Genomic DNA, 22,446 nt, shown 5'->3' on the forward strand with positions numbered 1-22,446 from the left:
CAGGGTTCTTCATCACTGATCCCCTCCCGGATAGACGCTATCGAGCTTGCGCCAGTCATCCTCGGCGCGGTCGGCCCCATCTCCCCAATGGGGGTAGGTGTTCATGGTGTCCGGCACTTGGGCCGGCCACCAGCAGGGGTCGGCGCAGCCGTAGAGATCCGCCTCCATGGGCTGGCACAGCGAGGCCACGCCGCCGAAGGGATCTACCTCCCAGCCCGGGTCGAAGCTGGAGGTGCAACCGGCAATGGTCTGCATGGCCTGGACCTCTTCCAGAGCCTCCTGGGTGGCGGCCCGCTCCATCTCACGGGCCTTGCGGTTAAGGGGCGCCAGGCCCAGTTCGGTCAAGCTCTTCTTGTTATCCGTCATGCGGTTTGCCTCCCGGCCAGGGGGCCGTCGAGAAAGTCGGGGTTATGACGCAGGATGCGGGCGTAGGCCTGAATGCCGAAATCGACCCAGTCGCGCATCAGGTCGCAGTAGTGGTAGGTAGGCGTCATGGGGTCGCCGTAACGGGCGTAGCTTTCGTGATAGCAGCCGCCGGAGCAGAGGTTGCGGATCCGACAGTCGCTACAGCCCCGCTCCGAGCGGTCGCTCCTGGCCTCGATAAACTGCTTGAGGCCGGCGTGATCGAGCCCTTCCTGGACGCTGCCGAAGGTGGGCATCTCGGAGCCGGTGAAGCGGTGGCAGAGATGCACGTCGCCGGCATGGTCCACCGAGACCAGCCCCAGTCCGGCGCCGCAGGGCACCGCCTTGCTGCGCCCCTCCCAGAGGTCGGTGAGCAGCTGATTGAAGTTGCCGAAGCCGATGTCGCGACCTTCGATGGCGGCCTCCACGGCACGCTCACCGAGTTCGACCATACCGTCGAAGACTCGCTTGAGCTCCTCGCTGGTCAGGTTGTAGGCGGCCATGTCGCCGGAGGTGACCGGGGCGAAGCCCGCCTCGGCGAAGCCCAACTCATTGACCAGGTGGTCGTGGATGCCGATCACATCGGTGATGCCGCGGGTCAGGGTGACCCGGGCGCCCACTGGCCGCGAGCGGTAACTGGCCAGCAGCGGCGCGATGCGCCTGGCCACCAGGTCGTAGGTGCCCTGGCCGTTGACCGCGATGCGGTTCTTGTCATGGATCGCCTTGGGGCCGTCCATGCTCACCGTGATACCGAAGCGGTGGGCGTCGAAGAAGGCGATCTTCTCCTCGGTCAGCAGGGTAGCGTTGGTGGTGAGGGTGAAGTCCACCGCCTTACCCAGCCCGTGAATCCGCGTCTCGGCCCAGTCGACCACCTCACGGATCAGCGGCATGTTGCTGAGCGGCTCGCCGCCGAAGAAGACGATATTGTAGCGATCCCGCTGGGGGGCCTCGCGCAGCATCATCTCGATGGAAGCCTGGGCCGTGGCCAGGTCCATCTTCTTGCCGTCCCGGGGATTGTCCAGGTCTTCCTTGTAGCAGTAGCTACAGCTCAGGTTGCAGCCGGTGTTGACGTTGAGCACCACGGTGGAGAGCGGAAACTGCTCCACCTCGACCGTGGGGTTGTAGGCCTGCACTGCCCCATCGGTGACCAGCTTCAAGGCCTTGAGCTGCGCCAGGCGCGCCTGGATATCGTCGCCACTGACCCGACGCGTCAGTTGCCCCGGCAGCGCTCGGCTATCGAGCCCCTGCCCGCGACCGGCCAGGGCCAGAAGTTCCTCGCTCAAGGCGTCGGGTGCGAAGAGGCTGGTGGTGGGGATATGAAACCAGAGTGGCTGGCCTTCCACTTCCACCCGGTGCAGGTTCTGGGGTATCGCTTGCAAGATTCCCATGAAGATCTCCTGGTCCTGGTGTTAGCGAAGCGGCGGGTTGTTCCAGCGCTGTACGGTGACGATCAACTGGGCCTCGTCCTGCATGGCTTCCTGTCCCACGACGCTGGCAGTGACCCGCAGGTTGCCTACGCTGTTGGCGTTGTACTGACGCAGCGGGTTGGGGCCGGCGCCGGCCGGCGAGAAGATCCCGGTGGCGGCGTCCAGCACGCCGGCGAACTTGGCGTCCTCGTCGCGCTCGGCGATCTCATCCCAGGGCGCCACGCTCCAGCGCACCGGCACCTGGCCCAGGGGAATGGCATTCTCGCCCTCTCCCAGGTAGCCAAGAGCGGTGAAGACACCGCTCACCGGCGGGGTCTTGTCGTTGCCGATGCGTGCCACCCCGAGCGGCGGGCTCACCTCCAGGCGGTCTACGCTGTGATAGCCGGCGAGCAACTGTTCGTGGTGCTGGTCACCGACACGTACCGGCAGCCAACCGGGCGTCAGGTCGGAACTCGCTTCCACGTCGAGCACCAGGCGGCTATCGCTGCGCTCGACGACTCGGCGCACAGTGACGCCCTCGCCCAAGTCGACGTCGCCTTCCGCGAGGCCATGTCCCAGCAATACCAGTCGGCTTCGCGCACCGGCCTTGAGGGAGGCCGGCAGGCTTGCTGCCAGGCCAGGCTCGGCGGCGTCCCGGGGCGACAGTTCCACCATCATGCCCAGGGCCTCGTCATGGTCATCGAAGATGCGACCGCTGGGGCGCTCCTCGGAGAGATCCAGGACCTGCTTGAAGTCACGGCCATTGAGGCTCAGGCTGGCGCGCCACTCGTAGCCGGTGTAGACGATGGCGTGCCCTTCACCGCTGAGTTCGCGCCCGTTGGTAAAGGCGCCCTCCAGGGTCAGGGCGTAGGCGTCCTCGCCTTCGGCGGCGGCGATGACGACATCGGCGTAGAAGTCACCCTCACCGGGCCAGTGGCCCCAGAGCTGCCAGTCGCCCTCGGGAGAGATCGTCTCGGCCTGCTGCCAGGCCTCCCAGGCATCACTCTCCAGGCCCTGGGTCTCGGCCAGCCAGGGGGAAATCTCGTCGAGGGCGATCCCGAACCAGTCGCGATCCCGAGCCATCGCTTGGTATTCGGTGGTCTGGAACTGCCCCACATGGAAGTGCACTAGATGTTCCCACTCATCCAAGTCTCGTCGCTGGAGCTCGCTTCTGCCCACGGTGTGGCAGCGCCCGCACATTGCCTGCATCTCGGGGTGATCGGAGGACTCGATGCGGTTGAGGCGACGCTCGATCAGCTCGCGCTGGGGGGCACTCTCCTCGGGCGCCAGACCACGGGTATCAGCCAGGAACTTGACGATGTTACGGCGCGCCTCGGAGGGCAGCTCCAGGCCATGCATGATCTGCATGCGCGCCACCGTCATGTCCCAGCCCTCGGGCGTCTTGCGCTGCTGGCTGATTCGACTCCAGTTCTGGGAGCCATTGTCGGCCTGGTGGCAGGTGGAACAGTAGCTGTCGATGGCCTCGCTGCCGGGGGAGGCCAGAGCAACGCCAGTTGGCATGAGCAGGGCCAGGCTACATAGCCCTGCGGGAAGTGCATGTTTCATCACGGGGAATTCTCCACGCATTGTTGTTGTCATGATGCTCGCCGCGATCGTTGTCGCGTGCGGCACCGTGGTGTTGCTTTGCCAGTGCCATTTACTCGTTTGCATGCATTGCGCCGAATATTGAAAAGCCGTTTATATTCATGTGGTTGAAGTTTTTTTCTGGCTTGTTGTTTCAGCTTTTCTATGTGCAGGGGAGGGTGAGTGCTCCAAGCTGCAACAGTGGCGTATGGTCTTGAAACACTCTACCGCCTCGAACGCGGCCAGCATCGGGCGGTGTGCGATTTGATTTTCCGGGCGGATCTGGCGCGGGTCTCGGTACTTGACCATGTGCCGGGGCTGCTCCATTTGCAGGGAATCACCCCCGCCGACACAGCCCCACCAGCCCCGCCTTGGAGCGTACGCCCAGCTTGGCGTACGCGCGTTTGCGGTAGGTCTCGGCGGTGGAGAGGGCGATGTCGAGCTTGGCGGCGGCGGTCTTGAGGGTGTGGCCGCGCAGAAGCTGGAGGCAGAGCTGGCGCTCGCGCTCGGAGAGCGGGGCAAGCGCCACGGCTTCTTCGGGGCTGAGGGGCAGGGCGGCCGGACGCGCCTCCCGATAGTGGCGGCGCACGAGGCTGGCCAGCAGGGGGGCGAGCGCTTCCAGCCGCTCGAGCTCGGCGGCGCTACACGGCCCCTGGTCGAGGTCCCGGTAGAGGTTCAGGTAATACACCGGCCCGTTGGCCGGCATCAGCAGTGAGACCTTGTCGGCCAGGTCGGGAAGGGCGAAGAGGTGGCTACGGTAGGCCGGCGACATCTCCTCGGTGCGCATGGGAACGAGCCGGACGCCCTCCTTGCCGGGGTCGGCCCCCACCAGCTGGCGAAGCAAGGGGTAGTTGGGATCCTGGCGGAACAGCCCGCCGGCATAGAGGCCGGCGAGGCGCCCGGCGACCTTGGGGTAGCGGGCGTTGTCCACCAGCAGGCTCTCCATCCGGTCGTTGCTGGTGAAGACGAAAAGAATGCACTGCTCGATGCCGACACTCTGGCGCAGCAGAGACAGCAGGCTCTCTTCGAAGTGCTCGCCGCCCAGATGGGTCACGCAGGCCGCCATGGCCGGCAGCAGGCTCGGCCAGGCAGAAAGCCTGTTGACGGGCACCTCTCTCTCCATGCCGATCGCTACCATGGTCGTAGGGGGGGGTGACATCTGTCCCCTCTTTCAAGGGACAGGAGGCCCTCCGGCCCCGGGCTACTCTGCCGCCACTGGACCACAACGCAACCCCTGGCAGGAGGTGCCTATGCGACCCGCCGGACGCTCGGAAACCGATTCGCTCTACTTCGATTATCCGCATTTCCCCTTCGTTCGTCCTCCCGAACTGGACGGTGAGACGGTGCGCCACTCGGTGGCCATCGTCGGCGCCGGCCCGGTGGGCGTGACCGCCGCCCTGGAGCTGGCCCGCCACGGTATCGCCTCGGTGGTGCTCGACGACAAGGCCACCGTCAACGACGGCTCCCGGGCCATCTGCATCTCCCGCCACAGCCTGGAGATCCTCCAGCAGCTCGGCGTCGATGCCCCTTTCAAGGAGAGGGGGCTGGGCTGGACCCAGGGGCGCACCTACTTCCGCGACCGCGAGATCTACCGCTTCCGGATGCCGCACTCCGACCAGGAGCGCTACTACCCGATGGTCAACCTGCAGCAGCAGTACATCGAGCGGTTCCTGATCGACAAGGCCCACGCCAGCGAGCGGATCGAGATGCGCTGGCAGAGCGCGGTGACCGGAGTGCGCCAGGAGGATGGCGGCGTGACCCTGGAGGTAGCCACCCCCGAGGGCGACTACCGGCTGGAGTGCGGCTACCTGCTGGCCGCCGACGGCGGGCGTAGCCGGATCCGCGAGTTCCTGGGCCTCTCCCTGCACGGCCAGGCCTACGAGGGGCGCTACGTGATCGCCGATGTGCGCCTCAAGTCCGACTTCCCCACCGAACGGCGCGCCTTCTTCCATTCCCACGCAATGCCCGACACCACCATCCTGGTGCACAAGCAGCCCGACGATATCTGGCGCATCGACTACCAGCTCGGTCCCGACGAGGACCCGGAGCAGGCGGTGGAAGAGGCCAGCATCCGCGAGAAGGTCGGTTTGATCGTGCGTGAGGTGATGCACGAGGGAGACGACTGGGAGCTGGAATGGTGGAGCCTCTACAAGGCCTACACCCTGGCGCTGGATGACTACCGTCACGGCCGCGTGCTGTTTATCGGCGACAGCGCCCACCTGGTGCCGATCTTCGGGGTGCGCGGCCTCAACAACGGCCTGGCCGATGCCGCCAACGCCGGCTGGAAGCTGGCCTGCGTGCTCAAGGGGCAGGCGCCGGACCGGCTGCTCGACAGCTACAGCCCGGAGCGACGCGGCGCCACCCTGGACGTCTTCGCCAATGCCGGCAAGAGCACCCGCTTCATGACGCCGCCGACCCGCGGCTACCAGCTGATGCGCAACGCTGCCCTGGCGCTGGCCTTCCACAACGACTACGCCAGCGGCTTCGCCAACCCCCGCCAGGTCACCCCCTACACCTACGCCGAAAGCCCCCTGACCCTGGCCGACGATCCGGCCTTCGAGGAGGGGCCGGTCCCCGGGGCGCCGCTGATCAATCGCCGCCTGGGCGACGATGACTTCCTGCTCGACCATCTGGGTAGGGGCTTCAACCTGCTGCACTTCAGCGAGGAGGGCCGCGTCGACTCGGCCCTGCAGCAGAGCGTCGAGGCGCTCCAGGCCCGGGGCATCGATCTTACCCTGCTGCGGGTGGCGCGCTCACCGGGCATCGAGGGGAGCCTGGTCGATGTGGATGGCAGCCTGTTTGCCGGCTACGGCGCCGAGCCCGGCAGCGCCTACCTGGCGCGCCCCGACCGGCATATCGCGGCACGCTGGAAAACGCTTTCGCCGGCTGCCCTCGAGACGGCCCTGAAACTTGCCCAAGGGTGGACACTGGAAGGAGAGAGATCATGAATGCACCGACACTGCCCTTTGCCGAGCTGGAGAAGGTCTACGAGCGCCTGGCCGAGACCCTGGACGAGTTGCCCGAGGCGCAAGAGAGGCTCTTCCTGGCCCAGCTGGCGCTGGCGCTGGCCCACCGCGTGCCGGATCTCGACCCGGTGATGGCCGCCATCGAAGAAGCCCGTTGTGGCGTCGTCGAGACCGCCTCTGACTGAGTGCTCGCTTCGCCCCTGCGGATGCAGCGCTGCGGGCGTTTCTGTCCAGATGCCGAGGCCGTTGCGGGCTGGGCGCGGGGAAGGGCTAGGGACCGGCATTATGTTCGGCGGTCCCTATGCATGGGCGCTAATGCGCGATAGCGGTTAAACTGGCACTCCCATGTCCAGGCCTAGGCCCTACCGTGTTGATCCCGCTTACTGAGCGTGTCGCCCGACACCTCGCCGACTCCCCCCGCACTCCTAAGTACCTCTGTCTGCGCGATGCCCTGATCGAGTTGATCGTCGAGGGTGAGTTGGCCGAGGGCACCCGCCTGCCCACCGAGCAGGAACTGGCCGCGGCCCTGCCGCTGAGCCTTGGCACCGTGCAAAAGGCGCTGCGTGACCTGGTCGATAGCGGTGAACTCACCCGTCGCAGGCGCCTTGGCACCTTCGTCGCTGGTGGCAACCACCGCCGCGAGATCACCACCCCCGCCTTCGCCTTCCTGCGCTCCGATGGTACCCGGGTCAGGATGGTGTTGATTCGGCTGCTGAGGCGAGAGACGCTGCGGCGCCACGGTGCCTGGGTCGAGGTGCTCGGTGAGTGCGCCGCCGGCTACCTGCACCTGGTCCGCCAGGATCGCATCGACGGCGCCTTCGACTGCTACACCGAGATCTACCTGCGTACCGACGTGGCCGGCGAAATCGCGACCATGCCCGCCGAGACCCTGGAGCACGAGAGCGTGCTGCCGCTGTTGCAGGCCCAGGGCCACGAACCGAGCACGGCGGAGAATCGCATCGGCCACGCTCGGCTGCCCAAGGCGGTGGCGCGTGCCATCGTCCCGGAGCTGGCCGAGACGCCGCCCCCCGGGCTGCGCCTGGAGACCCGCTACCGTAATGCCGAAGGCCGAGTGCTGGCCTGGCAGGTGATGTACATCCCTCCCAACGACTACCGCCTCAGTCTCACCACTCCCCTGTGGCAGCTCGACGCCTGAAGCCGGAAGGGCGGCGCGTCGCACCTTGCCCCCTGGCTTTCTGAATACTATATAGTATTTGACAGGCCAAAAAGGCCGTCTATACTCCTCTTGTGACGGACCAAATAATAAATCTCGTTTCATATATGATATGAAGCGCGCATGACCCCACGACAACGAGGACCACCCCATGAGTTGGACCACCGTCTGCAAGACCGACCAAGTGCAGGAGGACTTCCCCTTCTCCGCCAAGCTGGGCGACAAGGAGATCGGCGTCTACGTTCTCGACGGCGAGTTCTACGCCCTCGAGGATATCTGTCCCCACGCCTATGCCCTGCTGTCCCAGGGCTTCGTCGAGGACGGCCAGGTGGAGTGCCCGCTGCACGAGGCGACCTTCGACATCAAGACCGGCAAGTGCCTGCGCGAACCCGCCGACCGCGACCTGCATGTCTACCCGGTGCGCATCATCGATGATGAAATCCAACTGAAAGTCGACGAGGAGGCCTGATCCCATGTCCGCATCCCACCAGCCCCACGACAACAACGCATCCGACAAGACCTCCGACTACAACCCGGCCCTCAAGACCTGGCAGCGCATCATTCCCTCCAGCGAACCCGGCCAGGGCCACATCGAGGCTCCCGGCGGCTTCGCCAATCCCGTCTGGCAGACCCGCGCCAGCGTGCCGGGAGCCTTCGAGCTGGACCTGGTGGCGGCCCTCGAGGAAGTCTTCGCCGCGGGCGCGACCGAGCTGGAGGCCGTGGTCGAAGGCCTCAACGCTCACCATCGCTACGACCGTAACGGCCAGGCCTGGACCCAGGAAAGCTTCCTTCAGGAACTGGCGGTGCTGGGGCGGTGAGCCTCCCCAGCTTCGTGCTCCTCTCCCAGTACAACGCATAACGAGGTCGAGACATGACTAGTGCATCTTCCGTCGATACCGCCGTTCAGGATTACCTGGATACCGGCCTGCGCTCCCTGTGGTATCCCGTTGCCGCCAGTTGGGAGGTCGGCAGTAACCCCGTCGGCATCACCCGCCTGGGCGAGAACCTGGTGCTGTGGCGCGGCTACGATGGCACCCTGCATGCCGTCGAGGACCGCTGCCCCCACCGCGGCGCCCGCCTGTCCAAGGGTTGGAACCTGGGCGACCGCCTGGCCTGCTGGTACCACGGCGTCGAGGTCAACGGGGCAGGCGAGGTCTGCGATGTGCCTGCCATCAGCAACAGCCCGCTGGTCGGCCAGGCCTGCGTGCGTCGCTACCCCATCCAGGAGGCCCATGGCGCCATCTTCGTCTATTTCGGCACCACCCCCGACGAAGAACCCAGCGAGTTGGAGCTACCGGAGCAGCTGACCGATGGCGAGACCTATGGCCACTTCCTGTGTACCGCCACCTGGAAGTGCAACTACCAGTACGCCGTCGACAACGTCATGGACCCCATGCACGGCACCTACCTGCATTCGGATTCGCACTCCATGGCCGAGGGCGATCGCCAGGCCGAGATGGTACTCGAGCCCACCGAGAGCGGTTTCATCTTCAAGAAGACCGGCCAGGCCGGGGTGAACTTCGACTGGGTGGAATACGGCAACACCGGCGCCCTCTGGCTGCGCCTGTCGATTCCCTACCAGCAGCGCTTCGGCCCGGGCGGCCCCTTCTGGATCGTCGGCATGGCGGTGCCCGAGGACAAGCAGCACACCCGGGTGTTCTTCTGGCGAGTGCGCAAGGTCGACGGCTGGCAGCGCCAGGTGTGGCGCTTCTTCTACCGCACCAAGCTCGAGGGACTGCATTGGGACGTCCTCGAGCAGGACCGCATCATCCTCGAGAACCTGGCTCCCGACGCCCGTCACCACGAGAACCTCTACCAGCACGACGTGGGTCTCTCGCGGCTGCGCCGGGTGATGCTGAAGATGGCCAAGAAGCAGCTGGCCCAGCGCCAGCAGGCGGCCTGACATGGCGCAGATGCTTTCCGGCAAGCGCATCCTGGTGACCGGCGCCGCGCGCGGCCTGGGGCGCAGTGTCGCCGAGGCCGCTGCCGCCGAGGGCGCGCGGTTGGTGATCAGCGATATCCTCGAGGCTGAACTGGAGCAGACCGCCGCGGCGCTGCGCCGCCGCGGCGCCGAGGTCGAGGCGCATGTCATCGACCAGGCCGATCCCGCCTCCATCGAGGCGGGCATGGCCCGGGTCGCCGAGGGCGGAGCCCTGGACGGCCTGGTCAACAATGCCGCCATCGCCACCGGCGTCGGCGGGGATACCATGATGGACTACGACATGGCCCTGTGGGACCGGGTGATGGCGGTCAACGTGCGTGGCACCTGGCTGATGACCCGGGCCGCGGTACCGCTGCTCGAGGCCGCCGGCGGCGGCCGGGTGGTCAACCTGGCCTCGGACACCGCCCTGTGGGGCGCCCCCAGGCTGATGGCCTATGTGGCCAGCAAGGGGGCGGTGATCGCCATGACACGCTCCATGGCCAGAGAGCTCGGCGAGCGCGAGATCTGCGTCAACGCCGTGGCGCCGGGGCTGACCCGTTGCGAGGCCACCGAGTACGTGCCCCAGGAGCGCTACGACTACTACGCCCAGGGTCGAGCCCTGAAGCGTGAGCAGGAGCCCGACGACGTGGACGGCACTATCCTTTATCTGTTGTCGGACTGGGCGAAGTTCGTCACCGGCCAGCTGATCCCGATCAACGGTGGCTTCGTCTTCAACTGAGGAGCGACGAACATGGCAAGCGACATCCAGCGTATCGTGGTGATCGGCGGTGGCCAGGCCGGCGGCTACGCCTGCAAGGCGCTGCGCGGCGAGGGCTTCGAGGGTCGCCTAACGGTGGTGGCCGACGAGCCCCACGACTTCTACGAGCGCCCGCCGCTCTCCAAGGGCGTGGTCACCGAGGGCGAGCCGCTGCCGCGGCTCTTCCCGGAGGCGAGCCTCGCCGCGCTCGAGATCGACTGGCGCCGGCCTCGCCGCGCCGTCGAGATCGATCGTGCGGCCCAGGAGGTGGTGCTCGACGACGGTGAGCGGCTGCCCTACGACCGTTTGCTGATCGCCACCGGCAGTCGGCCGCGGATGCCGGTGGCCGACTGGGCGACGATCGCCAACGTCATGACCCTGCGCACCTGGGACGACGCCTCCCGGCTCAAGGAACGGCTCGAGCAGAGTCGGCGCATCGGCATCATCGGCGGGGGCTGGATCGGCCTGGAGGTGGCCTCCAGCGCGCGCAAGCTGGGTCTAGAGGTGGACGTCTTCGAACGTGCCCCGGCGCTGTGCGGCCGCAGCGTGGGCCCGGAGGTGGCCGAGGCGATCCGCGAGCTCCATGAACGCCACGGCGTGGGGCTGGAGCTGAATCGCCAGGACATCCGGCTCGCCGGGGAGGCCGACGGTCGAGTGACCGTCACCGCCGACGGCGAGGCCCACGAGCCCTACGACCTGATCGTGGTGGGCGTCGGCGTCGAGATCAACCTGGAACTGGCCCGAGAGGCCGGGCTGCGCACCGAGCAGGGCATCGTCGTGGACGCCGCCGGGCATACCTCCGACCCGAATATCTTTGCCGCCGGGGACGTCTCCCAGCATCCTCATCTGGGGCTCTGCCTGCAGTCCTGGGCCTATGCCCAGAACCAGGCCCGGGTGGTGGCCGACGCCATGCTCGGCAAGGAGGCCCACTACGATGAGCCGGCCTGGCTCTGGTCCGATCAGCATGGCGTCAATATCCAGATCCTCGGCGTGCCGAGCGGTGAGCTCCATTGCGCGGTACGTCATGACCCCCTGGGGCCGGTATTCTTCTACCTGGACGGCGACAATCGCCTGGTGCAGATGGTGGCCTTCGACCAGCCCCGGGCGATCAAGCTGGGCAAGCGCTGGATCGCCGCCGAGCGGCAACTGGACCCGGCGCAACTGGCTGATCCGGACTTCAACCTGATGACCCTGCGCTGATCGGTGTCTCGGTGCCCGCGACATAATGCGGCGCTTTCCGAGGAGGCGATGCCGGAACATCGCCTCCGTCGGTCATGTATCGGAGTTTCCTCATGCTCTTTCCGCCTCGTTATGAGCCGCTGGTGGTTTCGGTGCTGATGACCACCTACATGGCCGGCCTGATGACCCTGGCCATCACCCTGGTGAACACCGGCCTGGATGCCGGCTTTCCCGGGCGCTGGGCCAAGGCCTTCGTGATCTCCTGGCCGATCGCCTTCACCCTGATCACCGTGGGGCGCCCCCTGGTGCTGCGCCTGGCCGCCAAGCTGATCCGCGCTTCCTGAATGGCGGTCCTCCCTAGCCCAAGAAGACACGGCGTCGGTACTCCGGCGAAGTCAAGACCCGGCGCAGTGAACCTCGTCAAGGTCGAGGGCTCTGCCTCCGCTGAAGCTGCCAGACGGCTGTTACCAAGCCCGCAGTCTGATGCAGGAAGCTGCCACCGCGATCAGCATACGACAGACAGGGATCATGGGCTTGGCTTCGTGGGTCTTGATACGAGAGTTGCCGGAGTTGGCTACCGGTAGCCGAGGCGGGCGAGGTCTCCGGGGCGATCCACGTCGAGCAGGATGCCCGGGTCGTCTACCTCGAGTGGGTACAGGGCCTGGCGGTTTGCCACGATCAGTTCCCGGGCGCCTGCGGGGTGGGCCAGTCGGCTCAGGGCGGGCCAGAAGTCGCGGCCGAACAGCACCGGGTGCCCGGGCTGGCGCCGATAGTCGGGGCGGACGATACGCCCGGGGTGGGCCGCAGCGACCAAGGCGGCATAGGTCGCCGCGGCGACGCGCGGCATATCCCCCAGCACCACCGCCAGGGCCTCGGCATTCGAGTTACGTCGGAGGAGTTCGGCCACGCCATCGGCGATGCTGAAGCCGAGTCCCCGGCCGGCGTGTGGCGCGACCAGCGAGTTGACCCCTGCCGCGTCGGCGAGCCGCCGGCCTGGCTCGTCGTGCCGACCGATCACCAGGAAACGCTCGACGAAGGCGTAGCGCGTCCCCGCCAGGGTGGCCGCCAGCAGCGTCTCGCCACTAGACAGGCGGGCGAGGCGCTTGTCGCTACCGAAGCGCCGCGCCCGGCCCGCCGCCATGATCAGGGCCACCACTCGGGGGGACTGGGCCATGGCCTAACCCACCACGCTTAGGCGTGGCGCCTGTGGGGCCGGCGCCACGCTCAGCGTCTTGCCGTGATAGCGGGCAAGGAGATCGGCGAGGATCGCCAGGGCGATCTGGGCCGGGGTCTTGCTGCCGATGGCCACGCCGATCGGCATATGGATGCGAGCGATCTCGTCGGCACCGAGGCCGCCCGAGCGGGCCAGGCGCTCGGCGCGCTTCTGTGAGGTGCGTGCCGAGCCCATCACGCCGAGGTAGAAGGCCTCGGTGCGTACTGCCTCGATCATCGCCAGGTCATCGATGCGCGGGTCATGGGTCAGGGCCACCACCGCGGTGGCGCCATGGGCCCCCTGTTCGGCCAGGTAGCGGGAGGGCAGCCGTTCCACGACCCGTACCCCGGCGACCGGGAAGGCCCGACAGGCCTCGGGGCGGGGGTCGCAGACGATCACCTCGAAGCCCAGGGCCTGGGCGAACTGGGCGCAGTATTCCGAGACCGGCGAGATGCCGGCGATCACCAGGCGGATACTGGGGGTGATACGCAGGCGGGCCCAGCTATCGCCATCCCGCTGGCGCTGGGTGACGCGCTCCGCCGCCTGGTCATCCTCCACCAGGCGGCGGGTCCCGAGGGTCAGGGAAACCTCGCGGCAGAGGGGCGCCTCGCCCCGCAGGCCGCGCCCGACCCCCTGCAGGTGCTCCCGGTTGGCCGGGGTGGGAAGGAACCGCTCCACCATGATCTCCAGCACCCCGTCGCAGGGCAGCCGCAGGTGGGGGGCGGTGATGCCGCCATCCCCGTAGCGTAGGGTGGTCACCGGGCCACTCAACTCGCCGCGGCCGAGACGCGCCAGGAAGTCCTCCTCCACGCAGCCCCCGGAGAGGGAGCCGATGGCCTGGCCGCTATCGTCGGCCGCCAGCAGCGAGCCGGGGCCGCGGGGCGAGGAGCCATAGGTAGCCAGCACGGTACACAGCCATAGCGGGCGCCCCTCGGCGAGCCAGTCGAGGGCGCGGTCGATCACGCGAGTATCCAGATGCTGCATGGGAGCCTCCCAGGCGTCGGGTTATGCCTTGACCAGCTCCCGCAGCCAGGCGGCGCAGGCGTCGGACTGCTGGGCGGGCCAGTCGATGCGGATGCGGGTCGTGCCGCGCTCCACCTCCACATGGATATGCTCGGCGGAGGGTTGGGCCGGGGCACGGCCCAGCAGGCGCGCCAGCCAGCCGGCCCGGGGCGCGACGGTGTTCGCGGGCGTGCTCGGCGCCGGGTGTCGGGTCGGCGTGGGCTCGGCGGTGGCCGCGGCCCGGGGCGTCTCTGCCGCTTCGGGGGCCTCGCCATTGAGCCGGGCGATCAGGTTGGTGCCGAATTCGTCCCACATGCGGTCGGCCTTGGTCTTCATCACCGCCAGGCCGAAGGTGCCCAGGCGACCGAAGACATCGGCCTTGACCTTGATGCGCAGGTCGGTGCCACCGTCCTCGCGTTCGTTCAGGAACATCTCGCTGGTCTGGGTCAGGGAGCTGGCCACCGAGGCGTCCTCGCCGGTGCCCTCGGCGCGCAGGTAGCGGGGCGCCTCCTGCTCGACGATGCGGGTATTGAGGGTGAAGCGGGCGGTGATAAAGGAGATCTTGACCTGCATATGGGCGACGTATTCGTCGTCGCTGATCACCTCCACCGACTGCATGCCGGGCACGCAGCCGCACATCGCCTGGGGATCGAGCACGAGCTCCCAGACCTGCTGAGGGGGGGCGTCCAGGGTGAGGGACTTTTCAATTTCCATGCAGCTTCTCCGCGGCGTGGTGGATGGATTCGACGATCTGGGTGTAGCCGGTGCAGCGGCACAGGTTGCCGTTCAAGGCCTGGCGTATCTCGTCGGTGGTGGGACGGGGGTTGGCGGCCAGCAGGGCGCAGGTGGCCATGACGAAGCCGGGGGTGCAGTAGCCGCACTGCAGGCCCCCGCCGTTGATAAAGCACTCCTGAATGGGGTGCAGGGTCTCGCCATCGGCCAGGCCCTCGATGGTATCGATAGGCTGGCCGTCGGCCTGGACGGCGAGGCTCAGGCAGGACTTCACCAGGCGGCCATCGACCATCACCGAGCAGGCGCCGCAGATGCCGGTCTCGCAGCCGCGCTTGGTGCCGGTGAGGCCCAGGTCGTCGCGCAGGAAATCGCTGAGCAGGCGACGGGCGGGTACCCGGGCGGTGACCGGCTCGCCATTGATGATGACCTCGATGCGGTGTTCGCTCATGACGTCACTCCAGGGGAAGGGCGAAGAGGTGGGCCAGGCTGCGCCGGGCGATGACCCGCACCATCTCGCGACGGTACGCCGCCGAGCCGCGGGCGTCGGAGAGGGGGGTAATGCCGGAGGCGATCAGCTCGGCGGTGGCGTCCACCGTGGCCTCGCTGGGGGGGTGGGCCATCAGGTACGCCTCGGCTTGCGGCACCCGGGTGGGGACCACGGTGGAGGCGCCTACGACAAGCCGGGCCGCTTCACAGCCGTGGCCGCGCTGGCGCACCCAGGCTGCCAGGTTGACCAGGGGACGGTGCTCCGCCGCGGTGCGCAGGTGGCGGGCATAGTGGCCCCGGTCGCCCTCGGCGGGGGGCGGCAGGCGGATCTCGGTGATCAGCTCGCCGGGCTCCAGGGCGGTGGTGTAGTAGTCGACCAGGAAGGCCTCGATCGTGAGGCGCCGCTCGCCGTCGGGGCCCTGGATTACCACCTGGGCATCCAGGGCCATCAGACAGCCGGGCGGGTCGGTGGCCGGGTCGGCGTAGCAGAGGTTGCCGCCCAGGGTGCCCTGGTTGCGCACCTGGGGGTTGGCGACCCGGGCGGCCATGCTGGCCAGCATGGGGTAGTGGGTCTGGACGGCGGGATCGGCGGCCAGCTCCGCATGCCGGGTCAGGGCGCCGATGCGCAGCCCCTCCTTGGCATCGAAGTCGATGCCCCTCAGGGCCTCGAGGCGGCCCAGGGAGATCAACCGGCGGGGTGACAGCATGCGCTGGCGCATGCCCAGCATCAGGGCGGTGCCGCCGGCGATCAGGCGGCTCTCCTCCGGCTCGTCCAGCAGCATGCGGCTCGCCTCGGCGGCGCTGGCGGGCTCCAGGAAATCGAAATCACGCATGGTCGGCATCCTCCTTGGCGCGCAGGGCGGCGAGCACCTTCTCGGGGGTGATGGGCAGGTCGGTGATGCGTACCCCCACGGCGTCATGGACGGCATTGGCGATGGCCGCCGCCCCGGGGAGGATGGCGGTCTCGCTGGCGCCCTTGGCGCCGTAGGGGCCCTTGGGATCGTTCGATTCGACGATGCCGGAGGCCAGCATGGGCACGGCGTCGGCGGTGGCCAGGGTGTAGTCGGCGAAGTTGCCGTTCATGATCCGCCCCTCCTCCACCTGCAGCTGCTCGTAGAGGGCCCAGCCGATCGCCTGCACCGTGGCGCCATTGGTCTGGCCGTGGATGGCCAGGGGGTTGAAGGCCTTGCCGCAGTCGTCGGAGACGAAGCTCTCCACCACCTCGACGCGGCCGGTCTCGGTGTCCACCTCCACCTCCACCGCCTGGGCGGCGAAGGAGTAGGCGGAGGCGATGTTGCCGTAGAGGTCGTCATCGTGCATGCGGGTCTGGGGATCCCAGGTGGCGGAGACCTGAAGGCCTTCGCCGCCGTGGCGCCAGATATGCTGGCGGGCCAGGGTCGCCAGGTCGGCGACGATTTCGCCGTTGTCAGCGTCACGGAGGCGCACGGCTCCGTCGATCAGTGTCAGCGTCTCCTCGGCATGGCCCGACAGCTCGGCGGCCAGGGCGAGCAACTGGGCCTTGGCCTTGCGGGCGGCGAGGATGGCGGCATGGCCCCCGGACATGGTCACCCGGGAGGCCAGGGTGCCGATGGCGAAGGGCGAGGTGTCGGTGTCCGGCGGCACCACCTGGATATGCTCGATGGGCAGGGTCAGCTCATGGGCGATCACCTGGCTGAGCATGGTCATGGCGCCCTGGCCCATATCGCACTCGCCACTATGCACGAGGGCGCGACCGTCCTCGTTGAGCTTGACCACCACGGTGGAACCGTCCCAGTTGCCGATGGTGCGGTTGCCGCTGACGTGCATGGCGGCGGCCAGGCCCACGCCACGGCGGCGCCTGCCGGCCTGGTCGCGGCGACCACGCTTCTCCGCCCAGTGGATCGCCTCGGTGCACTGATCGAGGCACTCCATGAGGCCGGTGCTGCCGACTTCCCAGCCATGGATCGAGGTGTCGCCGGCCTGGATGGCATTGAGGCGATGGATGGCCACGGGGTCGAGGCCCAGTTTCTCGGCCATGGTGTCGATATGGCTGTTCAAGGCGAACAGCATCTGGGTGCCGCCGAAGCCGCGGAAGGCGCCATGGGGCGGCGTATGGGTATAGCTCAGGACGGCGTGGGACCTGACGTTTTCCAGTCGGTGCATATTGTCGCTGCGCATGGCGGAGACGTGCATCACCTCGTTGGTCAGGCCGCAGTAAGCGCCGCAGTCGGCGAGGATCGTCACCTCCTTGGCGACGATGCGGCCCTCCCGGGTCATGCCCAGCTTGAGGGTGAGGCGCTCGGGCAGGCTCGAGCAGGCGCCCAGGAAGTCCTCCAGACGATTGTTGACCAGGCGCACCGGCTGGCCGGTCTTGAGCGCCAGGAGGGCGGCGATCAGGCTGTTGGCGTCCTCGACGATCTTGCCGCCGAAGCCGCCGCCGGTGGTGGTCTGCATCACCCGGATGCGCGAGACCGGCAGTTCCAGGGCCGCCGCCAAACGCATCCGTGCCAGGAACACCGACTGAGTGGAGGCCCACACCTGCAAGCGGCCGTGGCCATCGACCTGGGCGACCGTCGCCATGGGCTCCAGGTAGCCCGGGTACTGGGCATGGGTGGTGTAGGTCGCCTCATGGATCAGGTCGGCCTGGGCGAACCCCGCCTCCACGCTGCCGCGTTCGAAGGCGATCTCGTGGGCCACGTTATTGCGCCCCGGATGGATGCCGGTGGCGCCCTCGGCCAGGGCGGCCTCGGGCGTGAAGAGGGCGGGCAGGGGCTCGTAGTCGATCGTCACCAGCTCCAGGGCGTCCCGGGCGATCTCGTCGCTGGTGGCGGCCACGGCGACCACCTCCTCGCCGGCGAAGCGCACCACCTCCCTGGCCAGGATGCGGCGCTCCTTGTGATGGACACCCCACAGGGCGTCGGGGGCATCGGCGCCGGTGAGCACCGCCTTGACCCCGGGCAGGGCCCGGGCCGCCCGGGTGTCGATGCGCCGGATGCGGGCATGGGGATGGGGGCTGCGCAGCACCTTGGCGTGCAGCATGCCGGGTAGCTGGATATCGCCGGCGTACTGGGCGCGGCCGGTGACCTTGGCGCGGGCATTGACCTGGGGGGTATCCCGGCCGATGGGCGATTCACTCATCTTGCGCTCCTGTGGGGTTCTCGGTGACTGGTGGAGGCTCAGGGGACGACACGCCCACCGCGGCGGGCATGAGCCTGGCGGCAGAGGCCGCGGATGGCCGAGACGGCGGCCCATAGCAGCAGTGCCAGGCAGACGGCCAGCAGGCCGGCGCTCACCGGGCGCTCGATAAAGGTCATGGGGTCGCCGCGGGAGAGCAGCAGGGCACGACGCAGGTTCTCCTCCAGCAGTGGGCCGAGCACGAAGCCCAACAGCAGGGGGGCGGGGCTGAAGTTCAGCAGGCTCATCCCGTAACCCAGGACCCCGATCGCCGCCACCACATAGACGTCGAAGACGTTGTTGTTGACGCTGTACACGCCGAGGCAGATGAAGATGATGATCGCCGGGTAGAGCATGCTGAAGGGGATGCGAAGCAGGGCGGTCCAGAGGCCGATCAGCGGCATGTTGAGCACCAGCAGCAGCAGGTTACCGATGCCGAAGCTGACCACCAGGCTCCAGAACATCACCGGATTCTCGGAGATCATCAGCGGCCCCGGCTGGATGCCGTGGAGCATCATGGCGCCGAGCATCAGTGCCATCACCACGTCGCCGGGGATACCCAGGGTCAGGGTCGGCACGAAGGCGGTCATGGCGCCGGAGCTGTTGGAGGACTCGGCGCCGGCGATGCCCTCGACGGCCCCCTTGCCGAAGCGCTCGGGTTCCCTGGCCAGCTTCTTCTCCACCGCATAGGACATGAAGGGGGAGAGGCCGGAGGCGGTGCCGGGCATGGTGCCGAAGAAGCTGCCGATGGCGGTGCCGCGCAGCATGGCCGGCACCGCGCGACGCAGGTCGAGCCACTCGGGCAGCATGGAGCGCAGCGAGAAACTCGGGGTGCGTCGCTCCCCGCCGCTCAGGCGCATGCTGGCGATCACCTCGGAGAGGCCGAACAGCCCCATGGCCAGGGCCACCAGGTTGATGCCATCCATCAACTCCGGCATGCCGAAGTTGAAACGCACCAGGCCGGTGTTGATATCGGTGCCCACCATGCCCAGCAGCAGGCCCAGCACCACCATGGCCAGGCTCTTGGCGGCGGAGCCGGACCCCACCGCCGAGGCGGCGATCAGCCCCAGCAGCATCAGCGAGAAGTACTCGGCGGGGCCGAAGGAGAGGCCGATCTCGGAGAGTACCGGTCCCAGGGTCGCCAGCAGCAGCAAGCCGAGGATGGAGCCGACGAAGGAGGCCGACATGGCGATGAACAGGGCCACCCCGGCACGCCCCTGCCGGGCCATGGGGTAGCCGTCCAGGCTGGTGACCGCCGAGGCCGGGGTGCCGGGGATATTGAGCAGGATCGAGGCGATGGAGCCGCCGTACTGGGAGCCATAGAAGACCCCCGCCAGCATGGCCAGGGCGGCGGTAGAGGGAATGTAGTAGGTGATCGGCAGCAACAGCGAGATGGCCGCCATGGCGCCCACCCCGGGCAGCACCCCCACCAGGGTGCCGAGGAAGACGCCGATAAAGCAGTAGAGCAGCATGGTCGGCTGGGTCGCATCCTGCAGACCCAAGAGCAAGGCTTCCAGGGTGCCCATATGGCATGCCTCCGGATAACGTGGGTGGATGGGGAAAGCCGAACGTCGCGACTCCCCGGGCGGTTTGAGCCGTTAGCCCAACCTGGGCCAGGCGGGCAGGTTCATGCTCAGGCCCTGAATAAAGATCAGGTAGGTGATGGCCGCGATGACCAGGGCTACCTTGAGCTTGGTGCCCTGGCCGAGGCTGCGATCGGGAATCAGGGCGATCAGGGCCGCGGTGATGGTGGCGATCACCAGGCCCAGCCCCTTCAGCAGTAGCGCGAAGACGACGATGCTGGCTATCACGAAGCCGGCGCTGGCCCAGTCACCGCGGATGGGCTCCCCGCGGCGCCACCAGGCGGGGAGGGCCACGATCAGGCCCAGCAGGGCCAGGACGCCGCCGAGGATCACCGGCAGGAAGCCCGGGCCCATCCGGGAGAAGGTGCCGAGGGAGTAGTGGCCGTAGGCGTACCAGGCGGTGAAGAGGCCGAGCAGGGTCAGCAGGCCACCGCCGAGCAGGTTCTTGATGTCTCTATCGATCATGGGATTCTCGTCGCTGTCGGCAGGGAGAAGCGGCCGGGAGGCGGGGCGCCTCCCGGTCGTCTGCACCGGGGCGCGCTCAGTCGGCGGTGATGCCCAGCTCCTCGATGATCGCCGCCAGGCGCGCGTAATCATCGGCGTTGATCTCGGCCAGGGCCGCCGGCTCGCCACCGGCGGGTACGGCGCCGAACCGGGCCATCTGCTCGATCACCTCGGGCATCTCCAGGATGGCGTTCATCTGCGCATTGAGGGTCTCGATGATCTCCTCCGGGGTGCCCTTGGGCGCCATCAGGCCGTGCCAGGCGCCGAGTTGAACCGCCTCATAGCCTTGCTCGGCGATGGTGGGGATGCCCTCCAGCACCGGTGAGCGCTGCGGGTCGGTGATGGCCACCAGGTTGAGGCGCCCCGACTCGATCAGTTGCGCCACGGGGCCGTAGGTCACGTAGCCCAGGTCGATATGTCCGGCCAGGACGTCAGGCACGATGGGGCTGACGCCGCGATAGGGGATATGCAGCACATCGATCTCGGCCTCCCGGTTGAGCCACTCGGCGGCGATATGCATCGGCGAGCCGGCGCCGGGGGTGCCATAGCTGAGGTTCGGGCCGTTGCGGGCCTGGGTGACCAGGTCATCGATGGTCTCGATGCCGGTGTCGGGATGGGCCACCACCAGCACCGCCTGATGGCCGGCGAGAATGATCGGGTCGAAGCCATCGAGGACGTCGTAGCTGGCGCCCTCCGGCAGGTTCATCACCAGGGGCGCCGTGGTAAAGGGGTTGGGGGTATAGAGCAGGGTATAGCCATCGGCCGTGGCCCGGGCCACGGTGCCGTTGCCGATGGTACCGCCGGCGCCCGGGCGGTTCTCCACCACCACCGGCTGGCCGAGACGATGGGTCAATTGGTCGGCGAATAGCCGGGCCATGGCATCGGTGTCGGCCCCCGGCGGATAGGAGACCACGATGGTGACCGGCTTGTCGGGATAGGTGGCGGCCTGCAGCCCCGTGGAGAGCAGGGCGGCGGAAGCGATGGCGGAGGTCAACAGCAGTCGGCGGGTCAGGGACATTGTTCTTCTCCTGGTGGATCTCGGGGGTGGCGACAGGGAGATCAGAGTTTATTTATATATGAAACTTGTTTTTGTATCTGGTACAGATGGAATTAAGCACCCGGGTCGTGAAGAGTCAAACGGCCAGGGAGCTGAGGCAAGGGGGAGCGGAGCGGGGCAGGGGGCGAATAGGGACGTGATGGGGGGAACGGTTGGTCGGGAAGAGTTGGTGATATTGTGGCTTATTTTTTGAAAAATAAGGTTATTTTTAGCTATTTCGCGGTGCTGCTTGCGCCTTTTCGGTGTGGGGGGTAGCGAAATCGGTGTGCACCATTAGTGAGCATCACGGAAAAAGTATCGCCACCGGGTGGGCTCCGGTGGGTGGGTCTCAGGAAGGGATCACGGGCGTCGGTTGGCGAATATGGCGGGCGAAGAGCTCTGCCAGGGGGCGGGCCGCGGCACTCAAGGGCACGCCTCTCAGGGTGAGGATGCCCAGGCTCATGGGTGGCGCGGGAGGGAGCCCGGTAAAGCGTTGCACGCCGACGCTGAACATGGGGTCCAGGAACAGCGGCTCCGGGCCGAAACCGATCAGGTCGGTGTGGCGAGTCAGCTCCAGCATCAGGGTCGGCGAGGTGCAGAGCAGCGGGTTGACGGGACGCTCCAGGCCGCTGCGCTCCAGCCAGTCGATCAGGTGCTGGCCGGTGCTGCCATGGATCAGGTTGAGTACCCAGCGGGCGTCCTTAAGCTCCGACCACGCCTGGGCGTCGGCCAGGGGATGGCCCTCGCGACCCACCACCGTGCCCCTGACCAGGCCCAGGGGCTCGAAGTCCATGTCATGGGGCAGGTCCTCCGGGTCGGTGATCACCACGGCGAAGTCGATGCTGCCCTCGTGAAGGGCGGGGATGACGCTGGTCATCATGCCCTCGATCAGGGTCAACTGGGCATCGGGCTGGAGGCGTTCGAAATCCTTCAACACCCCGGGCAGGGCGGTGGTGGCGATGGTGGGGGTGATTGCCGCGGTGATCTTGGCGCCGGCACCGCCACGCAGGTAGCGGACCTCGTCCCGGGCCTTGTCGAGGGTGGCGAGCACCAGTCGCGCCCGCATCAGCAGGGCGCTGCCGGCCGGGGTGAACTCGACCCCCTTGTAGCTACGGGTCAGTAGCTCGGCGCCGACGTCCTCCTCCAGCTCCCGCAGCGCCTTGGTCAGGGCACTGGGGCTCAGGTGCATGGCGCGTGCCGCGGCGCGGATGGAGCCGCAGTCGGCCACCTGGACGAGGGCCTTGAGTTGGTGATCTTTCATAAGTCTGCTGCTCGTGTTTGGTTTATAGGATCGTTAATTGGGCGCATTAGTAGATGCGCTTGGCCGCCAAGCTGACCCGCGCTTCCT

Annotated in this window: 23 protein-coding genes; 9 read left to right on the forward strand and 14 right to left on the reverse strand. The window is 67.6% G+C overall.

Translation table 11 applies throughout. The annotated features are described in order from the left end of the window. Window positions 1–12: 12 nt before the first annotated feature. The 4 genes from qhpC to HOP52_RS03010 form a co-directional block, all read right to left on the reverse strand. Window positions 13–366, reverse strand: a complete 354-nt coding sequence (gene qhpC / locus HOP52_RS02995) for a quinohemoprotein amine dehydrogenase subunit gamma (RefSeq protein ID WP_238975782.1) — start codon at window positions 364–366, stop codon at window positions 13–15. Then, the gene (peaB, locus tag HOP52_RS03000; protein WP_238975783.1) at window positions 363–1,790 is read right to left on the reverse strand and encodes a quinohemoprotein amine dehydrogenase maturation protein; all 1,428 of its coding nucleotides are present in this window, start codon (window positions 1,788–1,790) and stop codon (window positions 363–365) included. The genes qhpC and peaB overlap by 4 nt, the downstream gene beginning before the upstream one ends. A gap of 21 nt (window positions 1,791–1,811) precedes the next feature. Next, the gene (gene peaA, locus HOP52_RS03005) at window positions 1,812–3,374 is read right to left on the reverse strand and encodes a quinohemoprotein amine dehydrogenase subunit alpha (RefSeq protein ID WP_238975784.1); all 1,563 of its coding nucleotides are present in this window, start codon (window positions 3,372–3,374) and stop codon (window positions 1,812–1,814) included. 355 nt (window positions 3,375–3,729) lie between these two features. Continuing rightward, on the reverse strand, window positions 3,730–4,551 hold the full coding sequence (locus HOP52_RS03010; RefSeq protein WP_238975785.1) for a LuxR C-terminal-related transcriptional regulator: 822 nt from the start codon (window positions 4,549–4,551) through the stop codon (window positions 3,730–3,732). Window positions 4,552–4,642: 91 nt separating this feature from the next. On the opposite strand from HOP52_RS03010, the gene HOP52_RS03015 reads away from it, so the two are divergent. The 9 genes from HOP52_RS03015 to HOP52_RS03055 all read left to right on the forward strand — a co-directional run bounded on the left by HOP52_RS03015 (window position 4,643) and on the right by HOP52_RS03055 (window position 11,733). After that, window positions 4,643–6,340, forward strand: coding sequence for an FAD-dependent monooxygenase (locus HOP52_RS03015; protein WP_238975786.1), 1,698 nt, complete (start codon window positions 4,643–4,645; stop codon window positions 6,338–6,340). After that, window positions 6,337–6,543: a DUF2783 domain-containing protein gene (locus tag HOP52_RS03020; protein WP_238975787.1), complete on the forward strand. Its 207-nt coding sequence runs from the start codon at window positions 6,337–6,339 to the stop codon at window positions 6,541–6,543. Before HOP52_RS03015 ends, HOP52_RS03020 begins: the two co-directional genes overlap by 4 nt. Before the next feature lie 182 nt (window positions 6,544–6,725). Further along, window positions 6,726–7,514: a GntR family transcriptional regulator gene (locus HOP52_RS03025; protein ID WP_238975788.1), complete on the forward strand. Its 789-nt coding sequence runs from the start codon at window positions 6,726–6,728 to the stop codon at window positions 7,512–7,514. 169 nt (window positions 7,515–7,683) lie between these two features. Beyond that, window positions 7,684–8,001 carry a nitrite reductase small subunit NirD gene (gene nirD, locus HOP52_RS03030; protein WP_238975789.1) on the forward strand — a complete coding sequence of 106 codons (318 nt, stop codon included), beginning with the start codon at window positions 7,684–7,686 and terminating at the stop codon, window positions 7,999–8,001. Between the two features lie 4 nt (window positions 8,002–8,005). Then, window positions 8,006–8,350 (forward strand): recombinase-like helix-turn-helix domain-containing protein, encoded by a 345-nt coding sequence (locus tag HOP52_RS03035; RefSeq protein ID WP_238975790.1) that lies wholly within the window; start codon window positions 8,006–8,008, stop codon window positions 8,348–8,350. Window positions 8,351–8,403: 53 nt separating this feature from the next. Further along, on the forward strand, window positions 8,404–9,435 hold the full coding sequence (locus tag HOP52_RS03040) for an aromatic ring-hydroxylating oxygenase subunit alpha (protein WP_238975791.1): 1,032 nt from the start codon (window positions 8,404–8,406) through the stop codon (window positions 9,433–9,435). 1 nt (window position 9,436) lies between these two features. Further along, window positions 9,437–10,192, forward strand: a complete 756-nt coding sequence (locus HOP52_RS03045) for an SDR family oxidoreductase (RefSeq protein WP_238975792.1) — start codon at window positions 9,437–9,439, stop codon at window positions 10,190–10,192. Between the two features lie 12 nt (window positions 10,193–10,204). Continuing rightward, window positions 10,205–11,410, forward strand: a complete 1,206-nt coding sequence (locus HOP52_RS03050; protein ID WP_238975793.1) for an NAD(P)/FAD-dependent oxidoreductase — start codon at window positions 10,205–10,207, stop codon at window positions 11,408–11,410. A 92-nt stretch (window positions 11,411–11,502) separates the two neighbouring features. Further along, window positions 11,503–11,733, forward strand: a complete 231-nt coding sequence (locus tag HOP52_RS03055; RefSeq protein ID WP_238975794.1) for a DUF2798 domain-containing protein — start codon at window positions 11,503–11,505, stop codon at window positions 11,731–11,733. A 230-nt stretch (window positions 11,734–11,963) separates the two neighbouring features. Here the strand turns inward: HOP52_RS03055 and HOP52_RS03060 are convergent, their stop codons facing one another. The 10 genes from HOP52_RS03060 to HOP52_RS03105 form a co-directional block, all read right to left on the reverse strand. After that, on the reverse strand, window positions 11,964–12,563 hold the full coding sequence (locus HOP52_RS03060; RefSeq protein ID WP_238975795.1) for a nucleotidyltransferase family protein: 600 nt from the start codon (window positions 12,561–12,563) through the stop codon (window positions 11,964–11,966). A gap of 3 nt (window positions 12,564–12,566) precedes the next feature. Further along, on the reverse strand, window positions 12,567–13,586 hold the full coding sequence (locus HOP52_RS03065) for an XdhC family protein (protein WP_238975796.1): 1,020 nt from the start codon (window positions 13,584–13,586) through the stop codon (window positions 12,567–12,569). A 21-nt stretch (window positions 13,587–13,607) separates the two neighbouring features. Then, on the reverse strand, window positions 13,608–14,318 hold the full coding sequence (locus HOP52_RS03070; protein WP_238975797.1) for an SRPBCC family protein: 711 nt from the start codon (window positions 14,316–14,318) through the stop codon (window positions 13,608–13,610). Then, window positions 14,308–14,784, reverse strand: a complete 477-nt coding sequence (locus tag HOP52_RS03075; protein ID WP_238975798.1) for a (2Fe-2S)-binding protein — start codon at window positions 14,782–14,784, stop codon at window positions 14,308–14,310. Before HOP52_RS03075 ends, HOP52_RS03070 begins: the two co-directional genes overlap by 11 nt. A gap of 4 nt (window positions 14,785–14,788) precedes the next feature. After that, entirely contained in the window at window positions 14,789–15,655 is an 867-nt protein-coding gene (locus HOP52_RS03080; RefSeq protein ID WP_238975799.1) for an FAD binding domain-containing protein, read from the reverse strand. Next, on the reverse strand, window positions 15,648–17,939 hold the full coding sequence (locus HOP52_RS03085; RefSeq protein WP_238975800.1) for a xanthine dehydrogenase family protein molybdopterin-binding subunit: 2,292 nt from the start codon (window positions 17,937–17,939) through the stop codon (window positions 15,648–15,650). Before HOP52_RS03085 ends, HOP52_RS03080 begins: the two co-directional genes overlap by 8 nt. Window positions 17,940–17,977: 38 nt before the next feature. Further along, window positions 17,978–19,501 carry a tripartite tricarboxylate transporter permease gene (locus tag HOP52_RS03090; RefSeq protein ID WP_238975801.1) on the reverse strand — a complete coding sequence of 508 codons (1,524 nt, stop codon included), beginning with the start codon at window positions 19,499–19,501 and terminating at the stop codon, window positions 17,978–17,980. 72 nt (window positions 19,502–19,573) lie between these two features. Then, window positions 19,574–20,023 (reverse strand): tripartite tricarboxylate transporter TctB family protein, encoded by a 450-nt coding sequence (locus HOP52_RS03095; protein WP_238975802.1) that lies wholly within the window; start codon window positions 20,021–20,023, stop codon window positions 19,574–19,576. A gap of 76 nt (window positions 20,024–20,099) precedes the next feature. After that, window positions 20,100–21,080, reverse strand: coding sequence for a Bug family tripartite tricarboxylate transporter substrate binding protein (locus tag HOP52_RS03100; RefSeq protein ID WP_238975803.1), 981 nt, complete (start codon window positions 21,078–21,080; stop codon window positions 20,100–20,102). A gap of 367 nt (window positions 21,081–21,447) precedes the next feature. Then, window positions 21,448–22,359: a LysR substrate-binding domain-containing protein gene (locus HOP52_RS03105; protein WP_238975804.1), complete on the reverse strand. Its 912-nt coding sequence runs from the start codon at window positions 22,357–22,359 to the stop codon at window positions 21,448–21,450. Window positions 22,360–22,446: the final 87 nt, after the last annotated feature.

The organism is Billgrantia campisalis (genome assembly GCF_022341425.1).
GTDB lineage: Bacteria > Pseudomonadota > Gammaproteobacteria > Pseudomonadales > Halomonadaceae > Halomonas > Halomonas campisalis.